Origin of the sequence: Arthrobacter sp. StoSoilA2 (assembly GCF_019977195.1) — a bacterium.
In the GTDB taxonomy this organism is placed as follows: Bacteria; Actinomycetota; Actinomycetes; order Actinomycetales; family Micrococcaceae; genus Arthrobacter.
The window spans coordinates 1076025-1102194 of record NZ_AP024643.1; the positions used below are offsets into that span (position 1 = coordinate 1076025).

General features: G+C 62.4%; 22 protein-coding genes. 17 read left to right on the plus strand and 5 right to left on the minus strand.

Going from position 1 to position 26170, the window contains the following annotated elements; translation table 11 throughout:
• Nucleotides 1-17 precede the first annotated feature (17 nt).
• The 11 genes from LDN82_RS05060 (at nucleotide 18) to LDN82_RS05110 (ending at nucleotide 12302) form a co-directional block, all read left to right on the plus strand.
• Nucleotides 18-707, plus strand: a complete 690-nt coding sequence (locus tag LDN82_RS05060) for a hypothetical protein (RefSeq protein ID WP_224166580.1) — start codon at nucleotides 18-20, stop codon at nucleotides 705-707.
• A 264-nt stretch (nucleotides 708-971) separates the two neighbouring features.
• Nucleotides 972-2141 (plus strand): ADP-forming succinate--CoA ligase subunit beta, encoded by a 1170-nt coding sequence (gene sucC / locus LDN82_RS05065; protein WP_224093741.1) that lies wholly within the window; start codon nucleotides 972-974, stop codon nucleotides 2139-2141.
• Between the two features lie 12 nt (nucleotides 2142-2153).
• Nucleotides 2154-3056, plus strand: coding sequence for a succinate--CoA ligase subunit alpha (gene sucD, locus LDN82_RS05070; RefSeq protein WP_224166581.1), 903 nt, complete (start codon nucleotides 2154-2156; stop codon nucleotides 3054-3056).
• Nucleotides 3057-3277: 221 nt separating this feature from the next.
• The gene (locus LDN82_RS05075) at nucleotides 3278-3682 is read left to right on the plus strand and encodes a tautomerase family protein (protein WP_224166582.1); all 405 of its coding nucleotides are present in this window, start codon (nucleotides 3278-3280) and stop codon (nucleotides 3680-3682) included.
• Nucleotides 3683-3844: 162 nt separating this feature from the next.
• The gene (iolC, locus tag LDN82_RS05080) at nucleotides 3845-4864 is read left to right on the plus strand and encodes a 5-dehydro-2-deoxygluconokinase (protein WP_224093745.1); all 1020 of its coding nucleotides are present in this window, start codon (nucleotides 3845-3847) and stop codon (nucleotides 4862-4864) included.
• On the plus strand, nucleotides 4861-5832 hold the full coding sequence (locus LDN82_RS05085) for a deoxyribose-phosphate aldolase (RefSeq protein ID WP_224166583.1): 972 nt from the start codon (nucleotides 4861-4863) through the stop codon (nucleotides 5830-5832). The genes iolC and LDN82_RS05085 overlap by 4 nt, the downstream gene beginning before the upstream one ends.
• A gap of 40 nt (nucleotides 5833-5872) precedes the next feature.
• The gene (iolD, locus tag LDN82_RS05090) at nucleotides 5873-7798 is read left to right on the plus strand and encodes a 3D-(3,5/4)-trihydroxycyclohexane-1,2-dione acylhydrolase (decyclizing) (protein WP_224167462.1); all 1926 of its coding nucleotides are present in this window, start codon (nucleotides 5873-5875) and stop codon (nucleotides 7796-7798) included.
• Nucleotides 7799-7839: 41 nt separating this feature from the next.
• Complete coding sequence (locus tag LDN82_RS05095) at nucleotides 7840-9351, plus strand: CoA-acylating methylmalonate-semialdehyde dehydrogenase (protein WP_224166584.1); 1512 nt, start codon at nucleotides 7840-7842, stop codon at nucleotides 9349-9351.
• An 85-nt stretch (nucleotides 9352-9436) separates the two neighbouring features.
• On the plus strand, nucleotides 9437-10354 hold the full coding sequence (locus LDN82_RS05100; protein WP_224093752.1) for a sugar phosphate isomerase/epimerase: 918 nt from the start codon (nucleotides 9437-9439) through the stop codon (nucleotides 10352-10354).
• Nucleotides 10355-10405: 51 nt separating this feature from the next.
• Nucleotides 10406-11419: a Gfo/Idh/MocA family oxidoreductase gene (locus tag LDN82_RS05105; protein WP_224093755.1), complete on the plus strand. Its 1014-nt coding sequence runs from the start codon at nucleotides 10406-10408 to the stop codon at nucleotides 11417-11419.
• A 10-nt stretch (nucleotides 11420-11429) separates the two neighbouring features.
• The gene (locus tag LDN82_RS05110) at nucleotides 11430-12302 is read left to right on the plus strand and encodes a sugar phosphate isomerase/epimerase (protein ID WP_224093757.1); all 873 of its coding nucleotides are present in this window, start codon (nucleotides 11430-11432) and stop codon (nucleotides 12300-12302) included.
• Between the two features lie 61 nt (nucleotides 12303-12363).
• Here LDN82_RS05110 and iolB read toward each other — a convergent pair whose 3' ends face one another.
• Together iolB and LDN82_RS05120 are read right to left on the minus strand one after the other, a co-directional pair.
• Nucleotides 12364-13257: a 5-deoxy-glucuronate isomerase gene (gene iolB / locus LDN82_RS05115; RefSeq protein ID WP_224166585.1), complete on the minus strand. Its 894-nt coding sequence runs from the start codon at nucleotides 13255-13257 to the stop codon at nucleotides 12364-12366.
• Nucleotides 13258-13274: 17 nt separating this feature from the next.
• Complete coding sequence (locus LDN82_RS05120; protein ID WP_224093760.1) at nucleotides 13275-14015, minus strand: GntR family transcriptional regulator; 741 nt, start codon at nucleotides 14013-14015, stop codon at nucleotides 13275-13277.
• A gap of 309 nt (nucleotides 14016-14324) precedes the next feature.
• Here LDN82_RS05120 and LDN82_RS05125 point away from each other — a divergent pair, with 309 nt between their 5' ends.
• The 3 genes from LDN82_RS05125 to LDN82_RS05135 all read left to right on the plus strand — a co-directional run bounded on the left by LDN82_RS05125 (nucleotide 14325) and on the right by LDN82_RS05135 (nucleotide 17383).
• Nucleotides 14325-15320 (plus strand): substrate-binding domain-containing protein, encoded by a 996-nt coding sequence (locus LDN82_RS05125; protein ID WP_224166586.1) that lies wholly within the window; start codon nucleotides 14325-14327, stop codon nucleotides 15318-15320.
• A gap of 64 nt (nucleotides 15321-15384) precedes the next feature.
• Nucleotides 15385-16443 (plus strand): ABC transporter permease, encoded by a 1059-nt coding sequence (locus tag LDN82_RS05130; protein ID WP_224166587.1) that lies wholly within the window; start codon nucleotides 15385-15387, stop codon nucleotides 16441-16443.
• 13 nt (nucleotides 16444-16456) lie between these two features.
• Nucleotides 16457-17383 (plus strand): ATP-binding cassette domain-containing protein, encoded by a 927-nt coding sequence (locus tag LDN82_RS05135; protein ID WP_224166588.1) that lies wholly within the window; start codon nucleotides 16457-16459, stop codon nucleotides 17381-17383.
• 64 nt (nucleotides 17384-17447) lie between these two features.
• Here LDN82_RS05135 and LDN82_RS05140 read toward each other — a convergent pair whose 3' ends face one another.
• Nucleotides 17448-18455, minus strand: coding sequence for a LacI family DNA-binding transcriptional regulator (locus LDN82_RS05140; protein WP_224167463.1), 1008 nt, complete (start codon nucleotides 18453-18455; stop codon nucleotides 17448-17450).
• A 153-nt stretch (nucleotides 18456-18608) separates the two neighbouring features.
• Between LDN82_RS05140 and LDN82_RS05145 the strand changes: the two genes are divergently transcribed.
• From LDN82_RS05145 to LDN82_RS05155, 3 genes are all read left to right on the plus strand, one after another.
• A complete protein-coding gene (locus LDN82_RS05145) occupies nucleotides 18609-19796 on the plus strand; it encodes a Gfo/Idh/MocA family oxidoreductase (RefSeq protein ID WP_224166589.1) in 1188 nt (395 codons plus the stop codon).
• Nucleotides 19793-20812 (plus strand): sugar phosphate isomerase/epimerase, encoded by a 1020-nt coding sequence (locus LDN82_RS05150; protein WP_224166590.1) that lies wholly within the window; start codon nucleotides 19793-19795, stop codon nucleotides 20810-20812. The genes LDN82_RS05145 and LDN82_RS05150 overlap by 4 nt, the downstream gene beginning before the upstream one ends.
• An 81-nt stretch (nucleotides 20813-20893) precedes the next feature.
• Complete coding sequence (locus LDN82_RS05155) at nucleotides 20894-21919, plus strand: Gfo/Idh/MocA family oxidoreductase (protein WP_224166591.1); 1026 nt, start codon at nucleotides 20894-20896, stop codon at nucleotides 21917-21919.
• 388 nt (nucleotides 21920-22307) lie between these two features.
• On the opposite strand, the gene LDN82_RS05160 is transcribed toward LDN82_RS05155, so the two are convergent.
• Together LDN82_RS05160 and LDN82_RS05165 are read right to left on the minus strand one after the other, a co-directional pair.
• On the minus strand, nucleotides 22308-25214 hold the full coding sequence (locus tag LDN82_RS05160) for a chitobiase/beta-hexosaminidase C-terminal domain-containing protein (RefSeq protein WP_224166592.1): 2907 nt from the start codon (nucleotides 25212-25214) through the stop codon (nucleotides 22308-22310).
• A 121-nt stretch (nucleotides 25215-25335) separates the two neighbouring features.
• Entirely contained in the window at nucleotides 25336-26139 is an 804-nt protein-coding gene (locus LDN82_RS05165) for a gamma-glutamyl-gamma-aminobutyrate hydrolase family protein (RefSeq protein WP_224166593.1), read from the minus strand.
• Nucleotides 26140-26170: the final 31 nt, after the last annotated feature.

The window sequence follows — 26170 nt, forward strand, 5'->3', positions numbered from 1 at the left end:
ACGGCATAATTGGTGGCATGCGACGGACTGTATTGGGGATTCTTGCCGCTTTGCTCCTGGTGTTGGCCACGGGCTGCTCGTTCGCCACGAAGGACCCTGACTACGTTCCGCCGGCGCCGTTGCCTCCGCTGGAACAGCTCAAGGAGGTCCCGGTTACCGAGCAGACCGCTCTGGCCGCCGGAGAGGGCGTCACTGCATTTGTGACGCCGGACCGCAACATCGTGTGTGCCATGACCTCCTCCAGGGGCGGCCACCTCAACATCCCCTATGAGGCGAACACGTATTCCGATGCGGCCAACAACAAGTTCGCCGTGGTGCCTGTGGTCCATTGCGAATTGGCGAAGTATGCCAAACCTGAGCCAACCGACGTCGCAGACGACTGCGGTGGCACAGGGCTGGGTTATCTCGGTGGCACGGTTCTCCTGACGCCGGACAAGGCCGTCTATGGCTCATGTCGTTCCGGCGTAACACAAATGGAGTCTGAGTTCGGGCCCAAGGGGAGCCGGAGCGGCCCCATCTCCAAGCTGCCTGAGCTGGCCGACGGCCAGAACATCGAACGCAACGGCCTTCGGTGCTCGGCCTATAACGACGGCGTTGCCTGCGGGAATGTCTCCGGTGGCGTGGCGTTCTTTGTCAGCAGGCAGGGCTACCAACTGATTTCCGACGGCGGCAAAGAGGTCACGGGGAACCTGAAACAGGCGTCGTGATCGCCGTTGAACAGACGATGAACGGCCAAAAAACCGCGTCATTCTGCGAGTTTTCTACGCGCGATAGAAGTGTAAGGTTACTCACTTAACCGGTAGTGTGTAGCTGGCGGGACTCCTCAAAGGGCTAAAGTTCCGAGAGGACCTTACGCAATGTGACCGGCTTCAATCCTGGTTGTTACCGCGTACTTTCCGCAGCTGGCTATCGCGGTCATCGCGGTTCCCGGCTGAACAGAAAACTACTTCGACGTAGAAGGACACTAAACCGTGGACCTGTTTGAATATCAGGCGCGCGATATGTTCGAAGCGCACGGTGTACCCGTGCTCGCCGGCATCGTGGCGCACACTCCTGAAGAAGCAAAGGCAGCTGCCGAGAAGATCGGCGGCGTTACTGTCGTAAAGGCACAGGTTAAGGTTGGTGGCCGCGGCAAGGCTGGCGGCGTCAAGGTTGCCAAGACTGCCGAAGAGGCGCTTGAGCACTCCACCAACATCCTGGGCATGGACATCAAGGGCCACACCGTTAATAAGGTGATGATCGCCCAGGGTGCGGACATCGCCGAGGAATTCTACTTCTCGGTCCTGCTGGACCGCGCCAACCGCAACTACCTGGCCATGTGCTCGGTTGAAGGCGGCATGGAAATTGAGCAGCTGGCTGTTGAGCGTCCCGAGGCCCTGGCCAAGATCGCCATCGATCCCGCTGTGGGCATTGACCAGGCCAAGGCTGACGAGATCGTCGCAGCCGCAGGTTTCGCTGAAGAACTGCGCGGCAAAGTGGCCGACGTCATTCTGAAGCTCTGGGACGTTTTCAAGAAGGAAGACGCAACCCTGGTTGAGGTCAACCCACTGGTGCGCACCGGCGCAGGTGACATCATTGCCCTCGACGGCAAGGTTACCCTCGACGAAAACGCGGACTTCCGCCACGTGCACCACGCACTGCTCGAGGACAAGGAATCGGCTGACCCGCTCGAGGCCAAGGCAAAGGCGCAGGACCTCAACTACGTCAAGCTGGACGGCGAAGTAGGCATCATCGGCAACGGCGCCGGTCTTGTGATGTCCACGCTGGACGTCGTTGCTTACGCTGGTGAAAACCACGGCAACGTCAAGCCCGCCAACTTCCTGGACATCGGCGGTGGAGCTTCCGCCGAAGTCATGGCCAATGGCCTGGACGTCATCCTGGGCGACTCCCAGGTCAAGAGCGTGTTCGTCAACGTCTTCGGTGGCATCACCGCTTGTGACGCTGTGGCAAAGGGCATCGTGGGTGCGCTTGCAGAGCTGGGATCCGCTGCGAACAAGCCGCTGGTCGTTCGCCTCGATGGCAACAACGTCGAGGAAGGCCGCCGCATCCTGACCGAGGCCAACCACCCGCTGGTTACCCTGGCCGCCACCATGGACGAGGGCGCCGACAAGGCCGCCGAGCTCGCCAACGCAGCTAAGTAAAGGGACGCGACAATGTCTATCTACCTCAACAAAGACTCCAAGGTCATCGTTCAGGGCATCACCGGCGGCGAAGGCACCAAGCACACCGCACTGATGCTCAAGGCCGGCACCAACATTGTTGGTGGCGTCAACGCCCGCAAGGCCGGCAGCACGGTCCTGCACGGCGAAAAGGAAATCACCGTCTTTGGCACCGTCAAGGAAGCCATCGCTGAAACCGGCGCAGATGTCTCCATCGTCTTCGTTCCGCCGGCATTCACCAAGGACGCCGTGGTTGAAGCCATCGAAGCCGGCATCGGCCTCGTTGTAGTCATCACTGAAGGCGTTCCGGTTCAGGACTCCGCCGAATTCTGGGCACTCGCCCAGTCCAAGGTTGACGCCGACGGCAACCAGATCACCCGCATCATCGGGCCGAACTGCCCCGGCATCATCACCCCGGGCGAAGCCCTGGTCGGCATCACCCCGGCAAACATCACGGGCAAGGGCCCCATCGGCCTCGTGTCCAAGTCCGGTACCTTGACCTACCAGATGATGTACGAGCTCCGCGACCTCGGGTTCTCCACCGCCATCGGCATTGGTGGCGACCCCATCATCGGCACCACGCACATCGACGCCCTGGCTGCGTTCGAAGCCGACCCGGAGACCAAGGCAATCGTCATGATCGGCGAAATCGGTGGTGACGCTGAAGAGCGCGCTGCTGACTTCATCAAGGCCAACGTCACCAAGCCGGTTGTTGGCTACGTTGCAGGCTTCACCGCTCCTGAGGGCAAGACCATGGGCCACGCAGGCGCCATCGTCTCCGGCTCCGCAGGAACCGCACAGGCCAAGAAGGAAGCCCTCGAAGCTGCAGGCGTGAAGGTCGGCAAGACGCCGTCCGAAACTGCCAAGCTGCTGCGCGAGGTTTACGCAACCCTCTAGTACCCAAAGCAACGCGGGGTCACTTACGGCCCATTCCTGACTGTGGAATGGGCTCAAAGTGACCCCGCGTTGCTCTTTAAAGCACGACGGCGGCTCCGCACCTTTCCCACGGAAGGTGGCGGGGCCGCCGTCGTGCTTTAACGCGCGTTGTGGGCCTATACCTTCCCGCCTGAATCTTTGTTAGTATGTCAGGACAAACTACTTCCAAGGAGCGCGCAAACATGCCATTGGTAAGAATCGACGTCAATCAGGGCAGGTCGGCGGACGAATTGGTCGCCATCAGCCGGGCCATCCACGATGCAATCGTCTCTGAGTATGAGATCCCTGAGCGTGACTACTTCCACATCCTCACTGAACATCCGGAGGGGCAAATCGTGGCCCAGGATGCCGGGTTGGGTTTTGGGCGGAGCCTTGGCGTGATCATGATCCAGATCTTCACCCAGGGCGGCCGCAGCCAGACGGCGAAGAGCTCGCTCTTCGAGGCCATCACCGAAGGGCTTGGTGGGCTTGGTGTCAAGGGTGAGGATGTCTTCATCGGCTACATGGAGAACTCTCCTGGCGACTGGTCTTTCGGCTTCGGGCGCAGCCAATATGTCTCCGGAGAATTGGCCATCCCACGCAAGTAGATACAGTCCGTGTCATGTTGTAAATATGTCAGTACAAACCTTTGACAGGACATGAAATCTGGGGCAAAGTAGTCATGTGGCCCCGCTCACTGAGGGGTGGCAAGGCATTGGGGCCCAGCGCTCAAAGGTTCAGAGTTCACAAGAGAAAGGTCAACGATCATCGTGACCCACGAACTGCTTACGATCGGGCGCATCAGCGTTGATATCTACCCGAACGATATTGGGGTGGACCTGGAGGATGTGACGTCCTTCGGCAAGTATTTGGGAGGTTCGCCCTCCAATGTGGCCGTCGCTGCTGCGCGCCACGGCCGCCGCGCCGGTGTCATCACCCGCACGGGCGACGACGCGTTCGGAAGCTACCTGCACCGGGAACTGCGCAAGTTCAATGTTGACGATTCGTTCGTCTCCCCGGTCAAGGAGTACCCCACAGCGGTGACTTTCTGCGCGATCAAGCCGCCGGAAGATTTCCCTCTCTACTTCTACGGACGCTTCCCCACGGCACCGGACTTGCAGATCAAAACCGAAGAGTTGGATCTGGATGCCATTAGGGACGCGGGCATTTTCTGGTCCACGGTGACAGGCCTCTGCCAGGAACCCAGCCGCAGCGCGCACATCGCCGCCCACGAGGCCCGGCCCCGGACTGCTTTGAAGGAAGGCCAGTTCACCATCCTGGACCTGGATTACCGGCCGATGTTCTGGGATTCGGAAGAGGAAGCCCGCGCAGAAGTTGCCAGGATCCTCCCGCACGTCACAGTCGCGATCGGCAACGACAAAGAGTGCGCCGTAGCCGTAGGTGAGGGGACGCCGGATGAGCAGGCAGACCGCCTGCTGGCAGCCGGCGTCGAGATCGCGGTGGTGAAGCTCGGCCCGGAAGGCGTCATGGCCAAGACCCGCACCGAGCGTGTTGTCTCGGCCCCTGTGCCGGTGGAAACCGTCAACGGCCTGGGTGCCGGTGATTCCTTCGGCGGCGCTTTCTGCCATGGCCTGCTGTCCGGCTGGCCGTTGTCCGAGGTGCTGGATTACGCAAATGCCGCGGGTGCGATCGTTGCCTCCCGCGTATCCTGCGCGGATGCGATGCCGACGCCGGATGAGGTCACCTCGCTGCTCGCGGAACGCGGCCGGCGGATCCCGGGAGCTTCCACGCCGGCAGCACCCACGTTCGCAGAAGGAGCAGTCCGTTGAGCCTGAACGATGACCCCCGCCGGTACGAGCACTTGAGCCGTATCCGGCTCGAGGATCCGGAAGCCGTCGCACGCGCGGCTGCCACCCGGCGTCGCCACCCTGGGTTGAAGCACGGGGTCCAGAACTTCATTGTTGCTGCCGACCACCCGGCCCGTGGCGCACTGTCGGTGGGGCCGGAGCCGATGGCAATGGCCGATCGCCGGGACCTCCTGGACCGGCTGCAGATCGCCCTCGCCAATCCGGCCGTGGATGGAATCCTTGCCTCACCGGACATCATGGATGACCTGCTGCTGCTGGGTGCTTTGGATGGCAAACTGATCTTCGGTTCGATGAACCGTGGTGGCCTGGCTGGCCTGGTCAACGAGTTCGATGACCGGTTCACCGGCCACACAGCTGCCGCCTTGCAGGCACTCGGTGCCGACGGCGGCAAGATGCTCACGCGTATCTGCCTGGGAGACCCGGACACGGTGGCCACGCTTGAAGCGACCGCAAAGGCCATCGATTCGTTGGCCGAACGTAAGCTCATCGCCATGGTGGAGCCGTTCCTGTCGGTGCGTGACGCCCATGGCAAGGTCCGCAACGACCTCCGCGCGGACGCCGTGATCAAGTCCGTTGGTATCGCCGAGGGCCTGGGTTCCACGAGTGCCTATACGTGGATGAAACTGCCCGTGGTGGCCGACATGGAGCGCGTCATGGCCTCCACGACCCTTCCCACTGTGCTCTTGGGTGGTGACCCCGACGGCTCCCAGGACGAAGTCTTCGCCAGTTGGCAGGCCGCCCTCGCGCTCCCGGGCGTCCGCGGCCTCACGGTGGGCCGGACGCTGCTCTACCCGCACGACGGCGATGTGGCAGGTGCGGTGGCGACAGCCGCCTCGCTGTTGCACAGCACTGCACCTTCGACCGGGCCCGCACCAGTTGCGGGGGAGCACACCTCGTCAGACCGTATTCCAGTGAAAGTATCGGAGTAGCCCCGCCATGCGGACCTCAACAGGAACAGCAACCCGTCGGATGACCGTGGCCCAGGCCGTGGTCGAGTTCCTTTCCAAGCAGTACACCGTGGATTCCATCGGTGGCCAGGAATACCGTGAGCGCCTCATCCCGGGCATGTTCGGTATCTTCGGGCACGGCAACGTTGCCGGCGTTGGCCAAGCGTTGAAGCAGTACCAGGCCACGGACCCGTCCATCATGCCGTACTACCAGGGCCGCAACGAACAAGCCCAGGCACACCAGGCAGTTGGCTACGCACGGCACACGCGTCGTCGCCAGACCTTCGCGATCAGCACGTCCATCGGGCCGGGTTCATCGAACCTGCTGACGGGTGCGGCGTTGGCCACCACCAACCGCCTGCCGGTGCTGCTGCTGCCGAGCGACACGTTCGCCACCCGTGCCGCGGATCCCGTGCTGCAGCAGTTGGAGCTGCCGTACGCATACGACATCACAGTCAATGATGCCTTCCGCCCGCTGTCCAAGTTCTTTGACCGTGTGTCCCGGCCGGAGCAGTTGTTCTCGGCCTTTCACCACGGCCTGCGTGTCCTGACTGACCCGGCCGAAACCGGTGCAGTCACGATCTCCCTGCCGCAGGACGTCCAGGCCGAAGCCCTCGACGTTCCGGAAGAGTTCCTGGCCGAGCGTGAGTGGCGGATCCGCCGTCCCGAGGCCGAGGACGATGACATCCGACGCGCTGTTGAGGCCATCCGTGCAGCCAAGCGCCCGTTGATCATCGCCGGCGGCGGCGTGCTCTACGCCTACGCCAACGAGGAACTCGCAGCCTTTGCCGAACTCACCGGCATTCCGGTGGGGAACACGCAGGCGGGCGTCGGCGTCCTGCCATGGGACCACAAGTTCTCCCTTGGCGCCATTGGTTCAACGGGCACGACGGCGGCCAACGCCATCGCTGCCGAAGCGGACCTCATCATCGGCATCGGCACGCGCTACGAAGACTTCACTACGGCGTCCCGGACGGCGTTCCAGAACCCGGACGTGAAGTTCGTGAACATCAACGTCGCCCCGATCGATGCGTACAAGCACGGCACCACCATCCCGATAGTCGCTGACGCCCGCAAGGCCCTCGTGAAGCTGAACCAGGCGCTGGGCGGCTACCGCGTGGGTGCTGATCTGGAAGAGAAGGTCGCAGCCGAGAAGAAGCGCTGGAACGCGATCGTGGACGAGGCCTTCGACACCCGGTACACGCCGTTGCCGGCCCAGAACGAGATCATCGGCGCCACTAACAAGGCCATGGATGACCAGGACGTCGTTATTTGCGCTGCGGGCTCGCTGCCTGGTGACCTGCACAAGATGTGGCGCGTCCGCGACCCGTTCGGCTACCACGTGGAATACGCCTACTCCTGCATGGGCTACGAAATCCCGGGCGGGCTGGGCGTAAAGCGCGCCGCTCTGGCCGAAGCCGCTGCCGGCGGTCCCAACAGGGACGTCGTCGTGATGGTGGGGGACGGTTCGTACCTGATGATGCACACCGAACTGGTCACCGCCGTCGCCGAACGCATCAAACTGATCGTGGTCCTGATCCAGAACCACGGCTACGCCTCCATCGGTTCACTGTCCGAGTCGCTCGGTTCCCAGCGATTCGGGACGCAGTACCGGGTCCTTGACAAGGAACAGCACAGTTTCGACGCCGGTGAGCACCTGCCGATCGACCTGGCCACCAACGCCGAGTCCCTGGGCGCGAAAGTCATCCGGATCGAACCGGGCGAGAACGTCATCGAATCCCTCGGCGCTGCCATCAAGGAAGCCAAAGCAGCTCCCGAAACCGGCCCGATCGTCATTCATATCGAGTCCGATCCTCTGCTGGACGCCCCCGGCTCGGAGTCCTGGTGGGACGTTCCCGTCTCCCAGGTCTCGGACCTCGAATCCACCCAGCAGGCCTACAAGACCTACACGCAGCACAAGAACCGCCAGCGCAAGCTGCTCGGCTAACCTCCCCCAAGCTAACGTCCCACAGACCAAAGGAAGTCCGCATGTCGACGACGACCACACTGACCACCATTAACCATTTCATCAACGGCGCCGAGTCCACGGGCGAGGGCGACCGCACCCAGCCGGTGTACAATCCGGCCACCGGGCAGGTCAGGGCGGAGTTGCGCCTGGCGAACGAGGCTGACCTGAACTCTGCGGTGGCTGCTGCGAAGAAAGCTGCGGAGTCTTGGGGTGATATTTCCCTGGCGAAGCGCACGGCGGTGTTGTTCAAGTTCCGTGAGCTGGTCGCCGCGCACGTGGATGAACTTGCTGAGTTGATCACGGCCGAGCACGGGAAGGTGATCTCCGACGCGAAGGGTGAGATCGGCCGTGGCCTGGAAGTGATCGAGTTCGCCTGTGGGATCCCGCAGCTGCTCAAGGGTGACTACTCGGACCAGGTCTCCACCGGAATCGACGTGTTTTCCTTCCGCGAACCCCTGGGCGTGGTTGCGGGTATTACGCCGTTCAACTTCCCGGTGATGGTGCCGTTGTGGATGGCGCCGATGGCCATCGCCACGGGTAACGCGTTCATCCTCAAACCCTCCGAGCGGGACCCGTCCGCGCCGATGCTGCTGGCCAGGCTGTGGAAGCAGGCCGGGTTGCCGGATGGGGTGTTCCAGGTCCTGCACGGCGGGAAGGAAACCGTTGACGGGCTGCTGACCCACCCGGACGTGGACGGGATCTCTTTTGTTGGTTCCACCCCGATCGCCCAGTACGTCCATGAGACCGCCACCAAGCACGGCAAAAGGGTTCAGGCCCTGGGCGGGGCGAAGAACCACGCGATTGTGATGCCCGACGCGGACCTGGACAACGCAGCGGACCACCTCGCGGCTGCTGCGTTTGGTTCCGCGGGGGAGCGGTGCATGGCGATCTCTGTCGCCGTCGCTGTGGGGGATGCTGCGGAGTTGCTGGTGAAGAAGGTTCAGGAACGTGCCCTTGCCGTCAAGGTCGGCAACGGTACCGAACCCGGCGCCGAAATGGGCCCGGTCATCACCCCCGCTTCCAAGGAACGCATCCTCAGGATCGTCACCGAAGCCGAAACCGCCGGTGCGGCCATGGTGGTGGACGGCCGTGACCTCGTAGTCCCCGGCCACGAAGACGGGTTCTGGGTCGGCCCCACCGTGATCGACCACGTGGGCACTGAAATGACCGCCTACACCGAGGAAATCTTCGGACCCGTGCTCGTGGTGGTCCGCGTCGCCGACCTCGAGGAAGGCATCGCGCTGATCAACGCCAACCCGTACGGCAACGGCACCGCGATCTTCACCTCCTCCGGTGCGAACGCCCGCAAGTTCCAGCGCTCGGTCACGGTGGGCATGGTGGGCATCAACGTGCCCCTGCCCGTCCCGGTGGCCTACCACTCCTTCGGCGGCTGGAAGAACTCCCTCTTCGGCGACAAACACATCTACGGCCCCGAAGGCGTCTCCTTCTACACCCGCGGCAAAGTCATCACCTCCCGCTGGCCAGAACCCACCCACGCCTCCGGCGCCTCCTACAACTTCCCCTCCAACTAACCCATCCCCACCGCCACCCTCGCCTCGCAAGCTCGGCCAGGGAACCCTGGCGGCGTGGGCCCTGATAGAGAAAGACACCGCTGTCATGACTGACGTCGAGAACAAGCTCATCATCGGCACCGCTCCCGATTCCTGGGGTGTGTGGTTTGCCGATGACCCCCAGCAGACTCCGTGGGAACGGTTCCTGGACGAGGTTGCTGAATCCGGATACAAATGGATCGAACTGGGTCCGTACGGCTACCTGCCGAACGACCCCACCCGCTTGGCAGAAGAGCTCAAGCAGCGCGACCTCCAGGTCACTGCAGGAACGGTGTTCACTGCCTTCCACCGTGGTGCCAGGCAGTACGACGAAGCCTGGGAGCCGGCACGCAAGGTGGCCGAACTGACTGCGGCAATGGGTGGCGAGCACATTGTGGTTATCCCGGCTATGTGGCGCGACGACGTCACGGGTGAGGCCGTAGAGAATGGCGAACTGACCGACGAGCAATGGGCTGATCTCTTCGCAGGCCACAACCGGATGGGCAAGGTCCTGTTGGAGGACTTTGGCCTGCACCAGCAGTTCCACTCCCACGCTGACTCGCACGTTGGCGCGCAACAGGACATCGAAACCCTGTTGGCAGCAACAGATCCGCAGTACCTGAACCTTTGCCTGGACACGGGCCACGCGGAATACTGTGGCGCTTCCAGCCTTGAGCTCATCAAGAATTACCCGGACAGGATCGGCTACCTGCACCTCAAGCAGATCAACCCGGAGATCCTGGCAGAGGTCAACGAGAAGAACATGACCTGGGCTGCTGCCAACCTGGCCGGCGTCATGACCGAGCCGCCCAACGGGCTTCCGGACTTGCGCGCCGTTATTGAAGCTGTGGAAGGCCTCAACCGGCCGATCTTCGGCATCGTGGAGCAGGACATGTACCCGGTAGCGTTCGATGTACCGATGCCCATCGCCAAGCGAACACGCAACTACCTGCTTTCCTGCGGCTCGCGCACGCGGGTCCAGTAGCTCCCGCACGCGGGCCCTGTAACAAGAACGAACCTCACGAAGGATAGAAAAGTGACAAAGATTCTCCGCGTTGCCGTCATCGGCGCAGGCCGTATGGGTGCCGACCACATCAAGCGCCTGAACACCCGCATCCACGGCGCTGAAGTAGCCGCCGTCGTCGATGTTGACCTTGCCCGCGCGCAGGCTGCCGTTGAAGGAATCGACGGCGCCGTGGCACTGTCCAGTGCCGATGAGGCGCTGAACAATGGTGACGTCAACGCCGTCCTGATCGCCACGCCGGGCTTCCTGCATGAGGAAATCCTGTACAAGGCCTTGGAGAAGGACTTCCCAATTCTCTGCGAGAAGCCGCTGACACCGGATGCAGAAAGCGCGTGGAAGGTTGTCCAGGCTGAACTGGCGTTGGGCCACAAGCGCATCCAGGTGGGTTTCATGCGCCGCTTTGATGCCGAGTATTCGGCGCTGGGTTCGATCATCCGCAACAGCGAATTGGGGGAGCTGTTGATGTTGCACCACCAGCACCGCAACCCCACCACGCCGGAGGGCTTCACCAATGAGATGCTGATCAACGACTCCGTGGTCCATGAGTTCGATGCCATCCGCTACTTCACCGGCGAGGAAATCACGTCGGTGCAGGTCCGTCTGGGCAAGCCGACGCGCAACGCCCCGAATGGCCAGCACGACCCCCAGCATGTGTTGCTTGAAACTGAATCGGGAGTGTTGGCCGACGTCGAGATCTACGTCAACGCAAAGTTCGGCTACCAGGTTGCCACTCAGGCGTCCTTCGAGGACGGCATCGTGAGCATCGGCGGGGACAGCGGCCCATACATCCAGACCTCTGGCAAGTGGGGCGGCAGCGTCACCCCGGGCTTCGAGGAGCGTTTTGGAGCAGCGTACGACGTCGAGGTGCAGGCTTGGGTGGACGCCGCCCTCCGCGGCGAAATCGGCGGCCCCACCGCTTGGGACGGCTACGCCACGGCCGCTTGCTGCGAGGCCGGCGTCGAAGCGCAGAAGTCGGGCGAAAAGGTCAAGGTCCAGTTGAACACCAAGCCGGATCTCTACAAGTAGGGACACGGACATGAAGATTGCCCTTGATCCCACACCGTTCCATCACACGCACAGCCTTCTGGAGTTCCCGCGCGTCGCCGCGGATCTCGGCTACAAGTACCTGCAGATGACGCCGCATGCGGACCTCATCCCGTTCTTCAACCACCCGAAGGCTGATGACGAGCTCGTGGGCAAGTTGAAGGCAGCGTGCAAGGACACTGGCGTCGAAATCGCCTCCGTCCTGCCCGTCCTGCGGTGGTCCGGACCCGATGAGGACGCCCGGGAAGCTGCGGTCCGGTACTGGAAGCGGGCCATCCAGATCGCCGTGGACCTCGGCGTCCAGACCATGAACACGGAGTTCAGCGGCCGTCCGGAGAAGGCCGAGGAGTCTGAACGCGCCTTCTACCGCTCCATGGAGGAACTCCTGCCGATCATCGAGCGCGAAGACATGGACGTGCTCATTGATCCCCATCCGGATGACTTCGTGGAAGACGGACTGGCCGCGCTGCGCGTGATCCGGGGCGTGAACTCCCCGAACATTGGCATGGTCTACGTTGCCTCCCACACGTTCCACATGGGCAACAAGCCGTTGGAGATCATGCGGGCGGCGGGCGACAAACTCCGCTTGGTGCATGTATCCGACACGATGAACCACCACGCCTCCCACGGCCTCAGGTACATCACCAACCCGCCGGGCAACGCTGTCCGCGTCCACCAACACCTCAAGATCGGTGACGGGGACGTGAACTGGGACGAGTTCTTCGGTGGCTTGAAGGAGATCGGATTCCTGGACAAGGAGAACACCGTGATGGTCTCCAGCGTCTTCGCGGAAGACGAGAACGCCGAGGACGTTTCCAGGTACCAGCTCAAGACGATGAACGACTACATCGCCCAAGCCAAATAGTGCTCAACACCAAGAATGCCCCTGTGACCAAGAGTCACAGGGGCATTCTGTTATCCATGCGTCAGGCCGTAAAAGGGAGCCTGGCGTCCACGTCCTGGCCTTCCCAGGTCTTGCGGATCCAGCCGTGGTGCGGGTCGTCGCTGATGAGCCAGTCACGGACCCGTCCGGGGCCGGCCATGACGTTGAGGTAGTAGAGGTCGTAGCCCGGAGCTGCCATCGCCGGCCCATGCCAGCCGTAGGGAACCAGGACAACATCACCGGTCCGGACTTCCGCGGAGACGTCGATGGGCCGGTCGTCAGAGGCGTAGACCCGGGCGTAGCCGATTGCGTCTGAATCCGCGGGGGCTGGGGAGTCCGGGGCCACCCGCGTTTCGAAGTAGTAGATTTCCTCCAGGCTGGTCTCGCCTTCCTTCTCCTCATCGTGCTTATGCGGAGGGTAGGAGGACCAATTGCCGGCAGGTGTGATGACCTCGCAAACAATAAAGCGATCAGCTTCCAGCGCTGCCGGTGTGCCGAAGTTGTGGACCTGCCGGGAGCAGTTGCCGGCGCCCCGCAGCTCCACGGGGGTCTCGGCCGCCGTGATCAGGCGAGTAGGGTAGTCAGCCTTGGCCGGTGCGGTCGCAACCGCAACCCGGCCGCCGTCGTGCGAACTGATGGTGACGGCCCTATTGATACCTGTGTACAGGACGTCACTTGGCCCGTGGAAAACCGACTGCCGGCCCGCGAGGCTGTACTCGCCGTCGTCGACCGTTACGGTAAACGAACCGCTCAACGGAACCACGATGCGCTCTTCCGCGGCGGCAGGAAGCTCGACGGCGGCACCCGCCGCGAGCGTCGCCACCTTCAGTCCCGTATGGGCCCAGCCGTCGATCGCGAGAGTGGAATCGGAAGCGCCGAGCGAGATGTCCCATTTGCCGTCAGTGGCTGTTCCCAGCGGGTAGACCCAGTTGGCCATAAGTTTGTGTCCTTGCGTTAGCGCTGTACGAGTGTCATTTCAAAGCTGTAGGAATCGGCGCGGTAAACGTGGTGTCCGGTTTCAACCATGCGTCCGGTATCGTCCACCGCGGTGCGTTCCATGGTGACCAAGGCTGATCCGACCTCGGCTTCGAGGAGTGGGGCCTGGTAGTCATTGGCGATCATGGCGCCGATGCGCTGGGATGCCAATCGGAAGTTCACGCCACCGCGGCGAAGGATGGAATAGAGTCCCTCGCTGGAGAGCTGGGCTTCATCCATGCTGGTGATGTCGTCACGGACCCAGTTCTCCATGAGCGCCAGGGGTTTGCCGCCAACTTTGCGGAGACGGGTGAAGTGGTAGACCTTTGACCCGGGCGGCAGCTGAAGCGCGGTGAGCGTTGCGGCGTCGGCCTCCACGTGGGAGAAGCTAAGCACGTCCGTGGTGGGCTTCTTGCCGTTGTTACTGAGGTCATCAAAAAGGCTGGAGAGCTCCAGTGGCCGCCGGACCTGGCTTGAAACAACCTGCGTTCCCACGCCGCGCTTACGGACCAGGAGGCCCGAGCGGACCAGTTCGTCCATGGCCTTTCGCATGGTGGGGCGGGACAGATTGAGCTGTGCAGCAAGGTCGATCTCGTTGTCCAACCGGCTGCCCGGCTCCAGGACGCCGCTGTGGATGGCGGCTTCGATTCCCTGGACCACTTGGTGATAGAGCGGCACCGGGGACGAACGGTCGATGCTGAGGCTGAGTTGGTTCGCCACTGGTTTCTCCTAGCCTGCGGAAGCCCGGCCGGGAAAAGCAGTATCCCGGCCGGATGGATGAGTATGTCCGCTCATGTTCTCTTGATAGGACATACTGCCTTTTTCTGATAATAGCAGCCGGGCTGTGCTGGTCAAGGAAGTGGCTTCAGGCCCTGCCGCGGTGACATCTACTCGAGGAGCTTACGTTAAAACATCCTAATGTCAGGACAAAGTATTGACAAAGTGTGAGACGAGTCACCATGATCGAGGTAGCAGGCGATCCGGGCACGAGTCCCCGGACGCCCGAAGCTGACATCAAAGGAGATAACGGTGGCAAAATTCTCGTGGCGCAAAGCGGCGGTCGTCGCAGCAGTGGTTCCATTGGTGGCCCTGAGCGCCTGTTCGAGCCAGGGCGGAAAACCGGCAGATTCCGGGGGAGGTGCAGCCGCCGGGCAGGTGGCCAGCACGGCGCGCATCAAAGTAGCCCTTATTACGCATGCGGCGGCCGGGGACACGTTCTGGGATATTGTCCGCAAGGGCGCAGAAGAAGCATCGAGCAAGGACAACGTAGAACTCCTGTACACAAGCGATCCCGAAGCCGGACGCCAGGCCCAGCTTGTTCAGCAGGCCATCGACCAGAAGGTGGACGGCATTGCTGTCACGCTGGCAACCCCGGACGCCTTGAAGGATGTCCTGAAAAAGGCCACCGCTGCGGGCATCCCGGTTGTGAGCCTGAACGCCGGTGAATCCGTTTCCAGCCAGCTGGGCGCTTTCACCCACTTCGGATCGAACGAGCAGCTTGCAGGCGAAGCGGTGGGCACCCGCCTCGCTGCAGAAGGCTACAAGCACCCCGTTTGCGTCATCCAGCAGCAGGGCCACGTCGGCCTGGAAGCGCGCTGCGCCGGCGTGAAAGCAAAGGTGCCGGCAACGGAAATCCTCTACGTCGATGGCAAGGACATGACCGCGGTCCAGTCGACGGCTACAGCGAAACTCCAGGCGTCCAAAGATGCCGATGTGATCATCGGTCTTGGCGCCCCCATCACCCTCACCCTGCTCAAGTCCGTCACTGACGCAGGCAGTTCGGCCAAGGTGGCCAGCTTCGACCTCAATGCCGATCTCGCCCAGAAGATCGTTGACGGCCAAGTGATCTTCACCGTTGACCAGCAGCCATGGCTTCAGGGCTACATGTCTGTCGATGCCCTGTGGCAGGCAAAGCGCGGCGGCTTCAAGATCGGCGGCGGCCAGCCTGTTCTGACCGGGCCAACCATCGTGGACAAGACCAACGCCTCAGATGTCCTCAAGTTCGCCCAGCAGGGCGTCCGCTAGATCCAGGCATCCGGCTGCGCGGCGGGGAACCGTCGCGCAGCCTGACCAACAAGGAGTCATTCCTATGGCAAATACAACAACTCTGCCGCCGGCGGGGGCCAAGGCCCCTGGCGACGAACGGGTCGGACGCCGTAGTCCGATCCAAAAGTTCCTGGCGAGACCCGAGGTCGGTGCACTGGTCGGAGCCGTAGTTCTTTTCATTTTCTTCGCCTCCGTTTCCCAGACGTTCACGCAACCGAACGCGCTGGCCACCGTGCTCTACGGTTCATCGACCATTGGCATCATGGCAGTAGGGGTTTCCCTGTTGATGATCGGCGGTGAGTTCGACCTTTCCACAGGTGTGGCCGTGATCTCCTCCGCCCTCACCGCCTCGCTCTTCAGCTGGAACTTCTCACTGAATGCATGGGTTGGTGTCACGTTGGCACTGGTTGTCTCGCTGGGCATTGGATTCATCAACGGCTGGATTCTCGTCAAGACCAAACTTCCGAGCTTCATCGTCACCCTGGCGACCTTCCTCATGCTGACAGGCCTCAATCTGGCACTCACCCGCCTTATCGGCGGAAGCGTCTCCTCGCCGTCGATCTCCAAGCTGGACGGGTTCGAATCGGCACGGGCGGTCTTCGCCTCCTCCATCAGCATCGGCGGAGTGGAAGTCAAGATCACGGTGTTCTTCTGGATCATCCTGGTGGCAGTGGCATCGTGGATCCTATTGCGCACCCGCGTAGGCAACTGGATCTTCGCCGTGGGCGGCGACGCCAATGCTGCCCGCGCCGTTGGTGTCCCGGTGACCAAGACCAAGATCGGCCTCTTTATGGCTGTTGGTTTCTGCGGCTGGATCCTGGGCATGCACAACCTCTTTGCTTTCGATGCTGTGCAGTCCGGTGAAGGTGTTGGCAACGAGTTCCTCTACATCATTGCTGCAGTCATCGGTGGGTGCCTCCTGACAGGCGGCTACGGCTCGGCCGTAGGTGGCGCTATCGGTGCCTTCATCTTTGGCATGGCCAACAAGGGCATCGTGTACGCACAATGGAATCCAGACTGGTTCAAGTTCTTCCTGGGCTTGATGCTCCTGCTGGCCACCATCGTGAACCTGATCGTCAAGCGCCGGGCAGAGCTCAAGTAAAGGGGCCGGAACAATGAACACACAACAGATCGACCAGCAGACATTGCTGAAAAACGAGAAGGACCCGTTGACGCACACACCCGTGCACCTGCTTTCGCTCGAGGGAGTAGGCAAGCACTACGGCAACATCATCGCCCTGCGCGATGTAACCATGGCGGTGGACAACGGCCGGGTCACCTGCGTCCTGGGAGACAATGGCGCCGGAAAGTCAACGCTGATCAAGATCATCGCGGGCCTGCACCAGCACGACGAAGGCACCTTGCAGGTGATGGGCGATGACCGGAAGTTCAACTCACCAAGGGACGCCCTCGACGCCGGTATCGCCACCGTGTATCAAGACCTGGCCGTGGTTCCACTGATGCCCATCTGGCGGAACTTCTTCCTTGGCTCGGAACTGATCAGCGGATTCGGTCCGTTCAAGAGCATGGATGTCCAGAAGATGAAGGACATCACGCTGAAGGAACTGGCCGAGATGGGAATCGACCTCCGCGACGTTGACCAGCCTATCGGCCAGCTCTCGGGCGGCGAACGCCAGTGTGTCGCCATCGCCCGGGCCGTGTACTTCGGCGCGAAGGTGCTGATCCTGGATGAGCCCACAGCCGCCCTTGGCGTGAAGCAGTCCGGCGTGGTGCTTCGGTACATCCTGCAGGCCCGCGACCGCGGCCTCGGCGTCATCTTCATTACCCACAACCCGCACCACGCCTTCCCTGTGGGGGACCGCTTCCTGCTGCTCAAGCGGGGCAGGTCGATCGGCTATTACGACAAGAAGGACATCACCTTGGATGAGCTGACGGCCCAAATGGCCGGCGGTGCAGAGCTGGCGGAGTTGGCCCATGAGCTGGAGCAGCTCGGCGGGCATTCCGATGCGCTTGAAGAGGTCAAGGCCGAAGTGGCGGGTGTGGCTGATGCTGCCCCGGAGGGTGCCACGAAGCGGCACTAGGCTTGTTCGGCGGACTTCTGCCCGGAGCGCCTGATGGCTCCGGGCGGAGTCGTGTCCGGTTCCCTTAGTGAACCGCCGACGTCGTGCCGCGAAGTACAAGCGTTGGCTCAATGAGCTTCCGCTCCGGCTCCAGCGTTGGATCTTCGATACGGGCCAGCAGCCTTCGCGCTGCGTCCACGCCCACAAGGTCGCTTCGGTTATCGATGGACGTGAGGTCCAGGAAGCGCGACTTGGCCAACGGGGAGTTGTCGTAACCGATCACCGAAATGTCGTTGGGGACTGAAAGTCTGCGGGCCTTGATGGCGGCGAAAGCGCCGAGCGCCATGGTGTCGTTGGCGGCGAAGATCGCTGTGGTGGCCGGGTAGTGGTCCAGAAGCCAACAGGCGGAGCCGTATCCGTCTTCTTCCGACGTTCCTGCAGACTCGCCGATGACGACTTCGACGCCGGCAGCCTTCAGGGCGCGTTGGTAACCGGCGCGCCGGTGTGCGGACGCGCCGTCGGACCCTGAAAGGTGGCCGATGCGGCTGTGGCCCAGCCCCAGCAGGTGGTCCGCTGCCATGGAGCCCCCGCGGTCGTCGTCGTTGGTTATCAGGTCCGCACCTGTCGGGATGCCCTTCCGCCATCCGGCAACCACGGTGGGGACCCACGTCCTGGTGAGCATGGACTCGCTGGGTTCGGCCGCAACGACCAGGGCATCCACGTGCATGGCCAGCAGGCCGTCCGTCGCTTCCTTGATGCGGTTCTCTCCTGGCCGCGAGTCCGCGAGCATGACCTGGTAGCCGAGGTCTGAAAGAACCGATTCCATCCCACGGAGGAGGTCTACAAACCAGAGATTCCGGTAATCGTCGATCACCAGGCCAATGCTCTTGGTGCGGTTGCTGGCGAGGGTTGTGGCAGCGCGGCTGGGCCGGTAGCCAAGATCGTGGATGGCCTTTTGGACGGCGTCCCGACGCTTTTCGCTGATCTTCCCCGGGTCCTTGAGGAACAAGGAAACCAACGACGGCGAGACTCCGGCCTGGGTGGCGACGTCGTAGAGGGTGGGGCGTCGGGTCTGTGCGCTGTTCAACGGAATCGGTGTGCCTTTCTTGTCTGTCCTTGAGGATAGTCGGTTAAGGATTGACAGGACATATAGACATGGCTACGCTCAAACCCGGTGCAAAAATTGTAGCGCTACAAAATGCCGTCCAGCGCCCCGCGCGGCGGCGAAATTTCAAAGGAGAAATCAATGGCTGAAAGCCTCGGCGTCGCCGTCATCGGTGCAGGCATGGCGGGCAAAGCCCACGCTGCTGCATACCGCACGGCATCTGCCCTCTACAGCCCCGTGCTGCCCCCGGTCCGCCTGGTCTCGATCGGTGACGTCAACGCCGAATTCGGTTCCCTCGCTGCCCGCCGTTTCGGGTACGAACGCAACGACACGTCATGGCAGGCCATCGCAGAAGCCGACGACATCGACGTCGTCAGCGTGGTCATCGCCAACTCGCTGCACCGCGAAGTGGTGGAAGGCCTGCTTGCTGCCGGCAAACACGTTCTCTGCGAAAAGCCCCTCAGTGACACGTTGGAAGACGCCCGCGCCATGGCTGACGCTGCCCGCGCTGCTGAAACCCGTGGAACACTGGCCCGTATCGGCTTCACGTTCCGCCGGACTCCGGGCATCGCTTACATCCGTGACCTGATCCGCAGTGGCGTCCTGGGTAATGTCCTGCACTTCAGTGGCCGGTACTGGACCGACTACGGCTTTAGCCCTTCGGCTCCCATGAGCTGGCGCTACAAGGGCGGCCCCGGCTCCGGTGCGCTTGCCGACGTCGGAAGTCACCTGACGTATGTCTCCGAATTCCTGTGCGGCGACATCAAATCCATCAGCGGTGGCCGGCTCGCCACGGCGATCGACAAGCGGCCCCTGCCTCTCGCGGCCGTCATGGGCCACGACCACGTTGCCGTCAGCGACACGTTCGAGGCCGTCGAGAACGACGACTACGCGGCCTTCAATGCAGAGTTCGCGAATGGTGCTGGAAGCTTCGAAGTTTCCCGCGTCGCAGCCGGTCACGCCAACGGCCTCCAGTTCGAGGTCTTCTGCGAGAACGGCGCCGCCAAGTTCGACCAGCGCCGGCCGTCCGAAATCCAGCTGTTCCTCAACGATGGTTCCGGAAATGAAAACGGCTACCGTCAAGTCAGCCTCGGCCCCGGCCACCCCTACATCGCCGGCGGCCTCGCCATGGACGCCCCGGAAGTTGGCTTCGGCCAGAACGACGCCTTCGGCTACCAGGCACGGGCATTCCTCGAAGAGGTCGCAGGCCTCAACGAAGAATCATCCCTGCCCCGCTGCGCCACCTTTGACGAAGGTGTCCGCAACATGGAACTCCTCGGAGCCGTCACCGAATCCGCCCTTAACAACGGAAAGAAGATCACGCTATGAAGCTCGGCGTCTACAACGCGATCCTGCACGACCGTCCGCTCCCGGAAGCACTGAAGGTCATTGCCGATCTGGGCCTCACGGGCATCGAGGTCAACACCGGCGGGTTCCTGGCTGCCGTGCACGTCCCCACTTTTGACCAGATCCTGGAAAGCGACGCTGCGCGCGACGACTACCTGGCGATCTTCGAGGGCACCGGCGTTTCCATTGCGGGACTGAACTGCAACGGCAACCCGCTGCACCCCAAGCGGGAAATCGGTGAGAAGCATGCTGAAGACATCCGCCGCTCCATTCGTTTGGCCCACCGCCTCGGCCAAAACCGCGTGGTCACCATGTCCGGCCTGCCCGGTGGCGAGCCTGACGCCACCACCGTCAACTGGGTGGTCAACGCCTGGAACTCTGCGGCCCTGGATGTGCTCGACTACCAGTGGAGTCTTGCTGCGGAGTTCTGGAAGGAAACCGACCGCCTCGCTGCCGATCACGACGTCAAGGTGGCGCTGGAACTGCACCCGCAGAACATCGTCTTCAACACGGCCGATGTCTACAAGCTGATCGAGCTCACCGGCGCCACCCACGTGGGCGTTGAACTGGACGCTTCCCACCTGTTCTGGCAGCAGATGGACCCGGTGGCCGTGGTCCGTGAACTCGGGCCTCTCGTGTTGCAGGCCGCGGCGAAGGACGTCCGCGTAAACACGGAGAACGCCGCGCTCTACGGCGTGTTGGACAACAGCTTCCGCCGGCTCTCACCGGATGAGCCCCGCACCAATCTGGGCGGCGACGAGTGGGCCAACGAATGGCCCAGGAACTCCGCCTGGGACTTTGTTGCCTTGGGCCGCGGGCACGACACAGCGTTTTGGACCGAGTTCCTCCGTGCCCTTTACGAGGTGGACCCCAACATGCTGGTCAACATCGAACACGAGGACGTTTCCCTTGGCCGCATCGAAGGACTTGAAGTTGCGGCAAAGGTCCTTAAGGAAGCCGACGCGGCACTGAACGCTTCTGCCGCTAATGTCATTTGACAGGACAAACTGACAAGGTTTAGTGTCACCTCAAGAATCCCTCTTAAGACTCAACTTCTGCTGCACTGACGGAGACAGATAATGATCAAGCAAGTGACCCTTGGCCTGGTGGGTGTTGGCCGGATCGGTGTAATGCATGCCAGGAACATCACCTCGCTCAACCAAGTCCTGAACCCGGAAGGTGCCCAGGTCCAACTCAAGCTGACCGACGTGGCGGAGGAGCACGCCCGTTCTGTGGCCGCTGACTCTGGAGCGGAATTCGTGGCTTCAGTGGCGGAGCTGATCTCTTCAGGGGTGGACGGGCTGGTCATCGCAACCGGAACGGCGACACACCCGGATCTCATCCGCGCGGGCGTCGATGCTGGAATCCCGGTGTTCTGCGAGAAGCCCGTGGCCGTGAATGTGGCGGAGTCCTTGCCAGTCCTTGAGTACATCCGCGACAAGGGTGGAACCGTGCAGATCGGCCACCAACGCCGATTCGATGCCGGCTATCTGGAAGCCAAGCGCGCCTACGAAGCCGGGGAGTTGGGCTGGATCCACTCCGTCCGCGCCCTCACCTGCGACATGACCCCGCCGCCCGTTCAGTTCCTGGCAACCTCGGGCGGCCTGTTCCGGGACTGCTCCGTCCACGATTTCGACATCCTTCGCTGGCTCACGGGCAAGGAAATTGTGGAGGTCTATGCCAAGGGCTCCAACAATGGCGACCCCGCGATCGGTGAGGTGGGCGACGTCGATACCGCCCTGGCGGTAGTAACGTTCGACGACGGCACGGTGGGTACGGTTTCGGCCAGCCGTTACAACGGGGCCGGGCATGATGTGCGGCTGGAACTCCAAGGCTCGGATGGCTCGGTGGTGGTTGGCATGGATGACCAGATGGCTGTCCGTTCGGCTGAGCCAGGCGTTGCGTTCCCCTCCGGCAAGTCCCATCAGACCTTTGCTGAGCGCTTCGACCAGGCGTACCGTTCCGAGATGGCTGCGTTCGTGGAATTGGTCCTGGGAGAGCGCAAGAATCCATGCACGCCCGAGGACGCCGTCGCTGCTTCCAAGGTTGCTGACGCCGCCCAGGAATCCCTCGAAACCGGCTTCCCGGTCCGCGTCGCCCCCTGATCTTCTCTCACATCCTGCGGGCTTTTTCCCAACGTTCTCTCACATCCTTGGGGATTGCCGGCTTTCCTCTCTCCCTTGCTTCAGGAAAGCCACGACGCCGGCACTTGGCCCTGGTGCCGACGTCGGGTCCTACCGCGCGCGGGAGCTGCGAGAGGATCGGCCGAAAAGGGGGCCGATGTGCGAGAGGATCGGCCGAAAAGGGGGCCGATGTGCGAGAGGATCGGCCGGAAGGGGGGCCGATGTGCGAGAGGATCGGCCGGAAGGGGGGCCGATGTGCGAGAGGATCGGCCGAAAAGGGGGCCGATGTGCGAGAGGATCGGACGTAGCTGACGCGGGCCGGATGAGTCTGGGGGAAAACTCCGACCCGCGCCAGGTCTATGGGGGCTGATCAGGCGATGACCTTCATGGCCTGCCAACCCGAGCCGAGGCTGACGGGCGGAACGTTGCTGAGCGTTCCGCTTCCCGATCCGGGATAGAGCCACAAAGTGTCTCCGATGCGGCCTACGACGTCGTTCTTGCCGTCGCCGTCAAGGTCCCGTGGTCCGGCCAGCGCAGTGCGGGTTCCCCAGCCCGTCCCGATCTGCGTCCATTGCAGCCAGCCCCCGGAACCATTGCCCGGATATAGCCATAATGCGCCTGTATCGGTGCGCCGCGCCAGTACATCTGCCTTGCCATCACTGTTGAAATCGCCGGTGCTGAAGATGGCGTTCATGACGCCCCAACCCCAGCCGACTGTGTAGGGAGCCCGCTGTCCTCCAGCACCATTTCCTTCATACAAGCGGAGGTCGCCGTTGCTGCGGCGTCCCATGAAATCGGGTATTCCGTCACCGCTGAAATCGCCTGGTGAGAAGAGCTGTGTCATGGTGCTCCAACCGGTGCTGACTTGCTTCCGTGCGCCAAAGCTGCCGGCACCGTCACCGGGGTAGAACCACAGTACGTCCCCGGATCGTGCCAGGACGTCCGGTTTTCCGTCGCTGTTGAAGTCGCCAGGGGTGATGGTGTCCGTGTTGGTTGACCAGGCCGGTGCAGGCAAGGCGAGTTGCCTGGGGGAGAGCCCGCCCGCGCCGTTGCCCGGGTACAGGTACAGGTTGCCGGCGGTGTCAGCCGCAAGGACGTCAGCGCGGCCGTCCCCGTTGAAGTCATGGGCCGACGGCGGTCCGGCTATGGGAACGGTGTACGTCTGGGTACCAACGGAGGACGTGTTGCCTGCCGTGTCCACGCCTATGTATTTCAACGTCAGCGTGGAGCTGCCCATGATGATCGGGCTGGAGTACTTGATGTTGGAAGCAGACTCGGTGGCCGTGGGGGTGCTGCCGTCGGTGGTGTAGTAGATGGCCGCCCCAGGCTCGTTGGCTGTCAGCGTGATCGTGGCGCCGCTGGCCAAGGCCCGCGAGGTGGGACTGGCCGTCACTACCGGAGCTGTCGTGTCCGGCGGGATCGTGTAGGTCTGCGTTGCGATGTCGGAGGTATTTCCGGCCGTATCCTTGGCAAAGTACTTCAGGGTCATGGGGTCCGGCCCATTGAACGTTATCGGCGCGGTATACAGCAGGCCGGCGGTGAGGGGATCGGTGCCGTCCGTGGTGTAGCGGATTTCCGCCGGTTCGTTGGCGGCCAAGGTGATGGTGGTACCCGCTGCGTAGGCACCGCCCACAGGGCTGGCTGTCACCACAGGCTTGGTGATATCAGGGCCTGTCGAATACGTCTGGGTGGCCACGGCAGACGAATTATTCGCGCCGTCAACGGCGAAGTACTTCAGGGTCATCGGGCCGTTCAGCGGGATGGGACTGGCGTACTTGCTGCTCGCCGTGGTGGGGTTGCTGCCGTCCGTGGTGTAGTAGATCGTCGCCGTCTCATTGGCGGAGAGGGTGATGGACTGGCCCACCGCGTATGTTCCACCCGGAGGTGTTGCCGTGACCACGGGGGCGACGTTGTCCGTTCCGAGATAGGCCTCGAACTCGGCCAAACCGGCGTTGGTGGTGGTGGAGCTGACTGAGGTGATGTTCAAACGGACCGAGCTCACGGTCTTGGACGGGAAGTTGATGGTGAGCCCGGAGCCGTTGTTGGGAAGCGCCGGGACTGCCACAGTGCTTCCATCCGAGAACAACAGGTTTCCTCCGGTCACTTGGTCGGAGAGGAGCGGCCGGTCGAACAAGGTCACCGAGTTGATGGTCCTTGTGGGGGAGAAGTTGTATTGAATCCAGCTGCCCGCCTTTTCAGCGGCTGTCACCCATTCACGCGTTGCGTCCATGGGGGTGCCCCACGCATACCCGTCCCGGGCTTTCTCCGGGCTCTGGGCTGTTGCTTTCTGGGATGACGCCGTGACGGTGGTCCCTGCCGATTTCGCAGCGTTGCCCACCCACTCAATGGCTGTGATGTATTGCCGTTTCAGCCACTCATCGTAGGGGGAATCGGGGCATCCTTCGCCGGGACTGCTGCAGATGTACATGTCGAAATCCGCGAACCGCACGAAGGTGTCCACTTTCGTGGTGAGTTCGGCACCGGTCACGTTCTGGGGGTACTCGTCAATCACGTAAGCGTCGTAGGCCAGGGAGGTGTGTGGGCCGGTGTAGCTGCGCGTAGCCAGTTGGGCGAATTTGGCGGTTGCCCAATGGTCGCTGTGATCGTAGGGGCTGTTGAAGTTGCCGGTCCAGTCCTGTGTGCGGAACGTGGTCGGTTGGAAGTTGGCCACCAGTCGGTTCAGTGCGGTCTGGAACTGTGACTTGGTAAAAGTGGCGGCGTTGTCCACGGGCCTGATGGAGGAAAGCCGCCCGTCCCAGAGTTTGAGGATGCTTTGGTCGTTGTACGCCGCACTGCCGTCACCGTTCGGGAAACCATCGGGAAGGCGCATGAACACCACCGAGATATTGGGTGCACCATTGAGGGTTTGCATGGTCAGCGGACGGTTGGGAACCCCTGCATCCGAGGTGGTCCACGAATCAGACACTCCTGCCATCTTGGAGTAGCTGGCCCTGATTCCGGCTTCCAGGCTCTTCCAATACACGGCACCCTCGCCAGCCTCGCCCGCCGTGGTGAATACCGTTTGGACGCAGCGTTTGGCCTGGATGTCCCTCATGAAGTCCGGACTGAGGAAAAGCAGGTCATCGTCCGTGTGGGCCACGATCTGCATGGCCCCGCCGGTTCCTGCGCACGGCGGAACGGCCGCCGACGCGGGGGCGATGGAAAATGCGATGAGTCCCGCGAAGGCCAAAGCCGGAGCAAGCATCAAGCCCAGGAAGCTGAAGAGACGGGGTTGCCGATTCGGACGACGGACGTATTTTGGACGGTCCACAACCATGCTCCTTTGAGCAGATGTTGGGCCCCCCAGCCGGCAAACTTACGACGCCCACGGGACGTCATTCGAATGGAGTTATGCGCTGGCCGAGCTTTCAGCAGAGCTGAAAGCGATGCAGTGAGCGCTACTGTACTCCTCCAGGCCGGGCCTGGGTAGGGTTCCGGCACACTTCCACGAACGCCTTAAAAGGTGCCAGCCGCTCGTTATCGGGAAGCTGGGACGCCTCCGGATGCCATTGCACCGAGGCAACCCAGCGGGAAGGATCCTCAAGCGCTTCCACCGTGCCGTCGTCGGCGATCGCGGTAACCACCAGCCCTTCGCCCACCCTGGCCACCGCCTGGTGATGCCCCGAAGCAATCTTGATGGAAGTCCCCTCCGGAGCGCCATAGAGCGCGGCGGTCTTCGATCCTGGTGCAAGCACAACGTCATGCCATGCCCACTCACCGGCAGTGGGGTCGTCCGGATCCAAGCCGTTGTGGTTCACGGCAGACGGTGCCATGTCCTGGATCAACGTCCCGCCGTAAAGCACGTTCAACAACTGGTGGCCGCGGCAGATCCCCAGCAGCGGAAGGCCGGCGTCGATCGTGGCCCGTGCGACGTCAATATCCAGGTGGTCCTGTTCCGGGTTGACGTCATACACCGAATCCTCCGGGTCCTGGCCATAAAGACGCGGTTCCAGGTCCCCGCCACCGGGCAGCAGCACGCCGTCGAGCGTTTTCATGACAGAAGCCAGACGCCCGGCACTGTCGGCCGACACGGGGGTCAGCAACACCGGCTGCGCACCCGCTTCACGGAGCAAATCCACAATAAATGTGAAGAGTTGGTTGGCTTCGCCCACGCGGGCGTCGGGATTGTCCGAGCTGCTAAGGCGAATCGGAACTCCGATACGCGGCCGGGCGCCAGCGCCGCCCTCATCTGAAGTCTTCATGCTTCATCATGCAACGGAACATCGCCCTGCG

Coding starts and splice junctions, on each gene's coding strand:
- LDN82_RS05150 (WP_224166590.1), top strand. CDS start 19,793: ATGAAGCTCGGCGTCTACAACGCGATCCTGCACGACCGTCCGCTCCCG.
- LDN82_RS05100 (WP_224093752.1), top strand. CDS start 9,437: ATGACTGACGTCGAGAACAAGCTCATCATCGGCACCGCTCCCGATTCC.
- iolD (WP_224167462.1), top strand. CDS start 5,873: ATGACCGTGGCCCAGGCCGTGGTCGAGTTCCTTTCCAAGCAGTACACC.
- LDN82_RS05095 (WP_224166584.1), top strand. CDS start 7,840: ATGTCGACGACGACCACACTGACCACCATTAACCATTTCATCAACGGC.
- LDN82_RS05135 (WP_224166588.1), top strand. CDS start 16,457: ATGAACACACAACAGATCGACCAGCAGACATTGCTGAAAAACGAGAAG.
- LDN82_RS05130 (WP_224166587.1), top strand. CDS start 15,385: ATGGCAAATACAACAACTCTGCCGCCGGCGGGGGCCAAGGCCCCTGGC.
- sucD (WP_224166581.1), top strand. CDS start 2,154: ATGTCTATCTACCTCAACAAAGACTCCAAGGTCATCGTTCAGGGCATC.
- LDN82_RS05155 (WP_224166591.1), top strand. CDS start 20,894: ATGATCAAGCAAGTGACCCTTGGCCTGGTGGGTGTTGGCCGGATCGGT.
- LDN82_RS05160 (WP_224166592.1), bottom strand. CDS start 25,214: ATGGTTGTGGACCGTCCAAAATACGTCCGTCGTCCGAATCGGCAACCC.
- LDN82_RS05075 (WP_224166582.1), top strand. CDS start 3,278: ATGCCATTGGTAAGAATCGACGTCAATCAGGGCAGGTCGGCGGACGAA.
- LDN82_RS05060 (WP_224166580.1), top strand. CDS start 18: ATGCGACGGACTGTATTGGGGATTCTTGCCGCTTTGCTCCTGGTGTTG.
- LDN82_RS05145 (WP_224166589.1), top strand. CDS start 18,609: ATGGCTGAAAGCCTCGGCGTCGCCGTCATCGGTGCAGGCATGGCGGGC.
- LDN82_RS05110 (WP_224093757.1), top strand. CDS start 11,430: ATGAAGATTGCCCTTGATCCCACACCGTTCCATCACACGCACAGCCTT.
- iolB (WP_224166585.1), bottom strand. CDS start 13,257: ATGGCCAACTGGGTCTACCCGCTGGGAACAGCCACTGACGGCAAATGG.
- LDN82_RS05165 (WP_224166593.1), bottom strand. CDS start 26,139: ATGAAGACTTCAGATGAGGGCGGCGCTGGCGCCCGGCCGCGTATCGGA.